Raw genomic sequence first — 2,946 nt, 5'->3', positions numbered from 1 at the left:
TTCCGGAGAAAACGTTACCTGTTAGACAGCGCGGGAATGGTTACGGTTTCAGACGCAGACGAAATTTTTGCAAAGAATAAAGGAATTTGTGAGCCCTGATAGTAAAATATCCCGCAAAACCGCTAATAGCCGCCGGGAGTAACTGCTGTCTCCTGCTGCCCGGCAGATACCAGCCATCTGTTGTCCCGGCGAACTTCAGGAGGTGAGCTGAAATCGGCGCCTCGCTTAATACGGAGAATCATGACTGCTTTTTTCCTGAAATACTGGCACTGCTCCCTTCTGGCCATGATCTTCATGGTGCTGGAGGTGTCCGCTGATCTCACCTTGCCCGGTCTTATGGCCGGCATGGTGGACAATGCCATTCTGGGCGGCCCGGAGCATCTGCCTCCGAATACGGATCTCGTGATCTCCGCTGCGGTGACCATGACGGGGGTCATGGCGGCCGGACTCCTGTGCGGGCTTCTCAGCGCGGTTTTTGCCAATCTCTTCAGCATCAGATCCGCCAATCTCATCAGAAAGGCCCTCTATGCCCGGATCTCCGGTTTTGCCTTCGGAGATTATGAACACTTTTCCGCGGGATCCCTCATCACCAGAACCACCGCAGACATTACCGGCATTCAGAATATGACCGCGCAGCTTATCCGGGGCGCAGTGCGAGCTCTCATGTTTCTCACCGCGGGATCTCTGGCTCTGCTGCTCCTGTCCCCGGATTACAGCATGGTGCTTCTCATCGCGCTCCCCCTCATTATTGCGGAAACCGCCTTTATCCTGCGCCGCTCCCGGCCGCTCTTCGAGGAGATGCAGGAAAAAACCGACCTGGTGAACCAGACCGCCCGGGAAGGGCTTCTGGGCCTGGACACCCTGCGTTCCTATGCCCGGGAGGAGCATGAACGGGAACGCTTTAACCGGGTTAACAGCAGTCTCGCCCGGGTGCGCTTTAAGACCTTGATTCTCCTGTCCTTCATGCATCCCGTCATGAACATCATTCTCAACATGGCCATAGCGGGACTCCTTTATATCGGATACCTTAAGCTTGCCGGCGGAACCCCGGGAGAACCGGGCGCGATAATGGCGGGAGTTACCTACCTTTCTCTGATTCTGAATGGCCTCATGATGCTGGTGATGATTTTTCAGAATGTGACCAGAGGCCTGACCTCCTGGAAAAGAGTCCGGGAGGCTCTGACTCAGGAGATCGCACTTCAGGAGGGCTCAGTTACCACCGGCAAAGCTCCCGGAGAAGTGACGTTCCATGATGTCAGCTTCTGTTATCCCGGACAGCCGGAGGATGCGCTTTCCCATATCTCCTTCACGGTCAAAGCCGGGGAAACTCTGGGCATTACCGGTTCCACGGGCTCGGGGAAGACCGCTCTGGCCTCCCTGATCCCCCGGTTTTACGATCCCCGGGAAGGAACGGTGGAAATTGCCGGAATCCCGGCCCGGGAGTGGCAGTTTGCGAGTCTCCGTAAGATCACGGGGATAGCTTTTCAGAAAGCTCAGATCTTCAGGAAATCCCTCCGGGACAACATCACCGCCGGAGCTTCGGAGTACCGCGAAGAGGAGATTCAGAAAGCCGCCCGGAATGCTGCGGCGCATGACTTCATTATGGAAAAGCCCCAGGGCTATGACACCGTGCCGGGATCCGGAGGGAGCGGACTCTCCGGCGGTCAGAGGCAAAGGATAGCGCTGGCCCGGGCTCTTCTGAGAAAGCCGGAAATTCTGATACTGGATGATGCTCTGAGCGCTCTTGATTACGGCACCGAAGCTCTGGTGCTGGCCAATCTGAAACGGGAATATCCCGGGATGACTCTGATCCTGATCTCCCAAAGGATCTCCGCTCTCAGGAATGCCGACCGCATCCTGGTGCTGGAAAAGGGAGCTTTGGCCGGACTGGGCACTCACGAGGAGCTTCTCCGGAGCTCCGCAGCCTACCGGGAGCTTTACAGCACGCAGAACGCCGGACTGGAGGATGCCTATGACTGATAACCGCCATGATCCGGAAGACCTGAAGAGTTCCCAGTCCCCGGCATCCCTCCGTGGCTTCAAAGGCTTTATGGGCCGGGGCCCGGGTTTTCAGGAGATACCGGAAAACGCCCGCGCTCCGAGATCCGCTCTCCGGAGGCTCCTCCGCTATTTCCGGCCGGATCTTAAAACCGTAGCCGCTCTGATTGTTTCCGCCTCCCTTTCCGCTGTGCTGACAGCAGCGGCCCCGGCCTTTATCGCCGAAGCCGTGGATGCGCTTGCCCGGGGAGACCAGGAAGGGATCCCCGGAATTCTCATCGCTTTGTTAACGGTATATGCCTTTGCGGCAGCAGGGAGCCTTATTCAGGGCGCGGCCGGAGCCGGACTCTCCGCAAGGCTCATTAAAAGACTCCGGCGGGATCTTCACGAGGCGGTAACCGGACTTCCCGCGGCAGAACTCAACAAACGCTCCCGGGGTGATATCCTCTCCCGCATGACATCCGATGCGGACATGGTATCGGATACCGTGAGCATGTCACTTACGGCGCTGTTTTCCGGAAGCCTGCTCCTTCTGGGCACTCTGGCGGTCATGTTCTGGTACAGCGTTACCATGACCCTCATAGCTCTCGGGGCCATTATGCTGACCATGGTGATCACGAGGTTACTGACCCGCTTTATGAGAAAGCAGCTTCTTCTCCGGCAGGAGCTTCTGGGGGAGGTTAACGGCATTGTGGAGGAATCCCTGACCAACTATCAGGCGTGCGTGGCCTGCTCCATGCAAAAGGCCAACCAGAAATCCTTTGATGACTCCTCCGACAAGCTTACCAAGGCTGCTGTGCTGGCGGAAACCCTGGCTAATGCCATGGGGCCTCTTATGAATACCATCGGGAATCTCAGCTTCATTCTGGTAACTGTCATCGGGGCCGTGCTTGCCATTCGCGGGGTTATTACCGTAGGCACCATTGCCGCCTTTGCTGTTTATGCCCG

Annotated in this window: 2 protein-coding genes; both read left to right on the top strand. The window is 57.2% G+C overall.

What is annotated here, in order from left to right:
* The first annotated feature begins 240 nt into the window (after positions 1-240).
* Complete coding sequence (locus ACJROR_RS09340) at positions 241-1,980, top strand: ABC transporter ATP-binding protein (RefSeq protein ID WP_406546865.1); 1,740 nt, start codon at positions 241-243, stop codon at positions 1,978-1,980.
* Positions 1,973-2,946, top strand: a 974-nt coding sequence (locus ACJROR_RS09335) for an ABC transporter ATP-binding protein (RefSeq protein WP_406546864.1), incomplete at its 3' end; no start/stop codon positions are given. The genes ACJROR_RS09340 and ACJROR_RS09335, both read left to right, overlap by 8 nt.

It is taken from the genome of Succinimonas sp., from assembly GCF_045225735.1.
GTDB lineage: Bacteria > Pseudomonadota > Gammaproteobacteria > Enterobacterales > Succinivibrionaceae > Succinimonas.
The sequence above is the reverse complement of the archived record's forward strand: the minus strand, read 5'-3'. Positions and strand labels throughout refer to the sequence as shown.

Excerpts from the sequence above, each read along its gene's own strand:
- ACJROR_RS09340 (WP_406546865.1), top strand. The coding sequence starts at position 241 with ATGACTGCTTTTTTCCTGAAATACTGGCACTGCTCCCTTCTGGCCATG.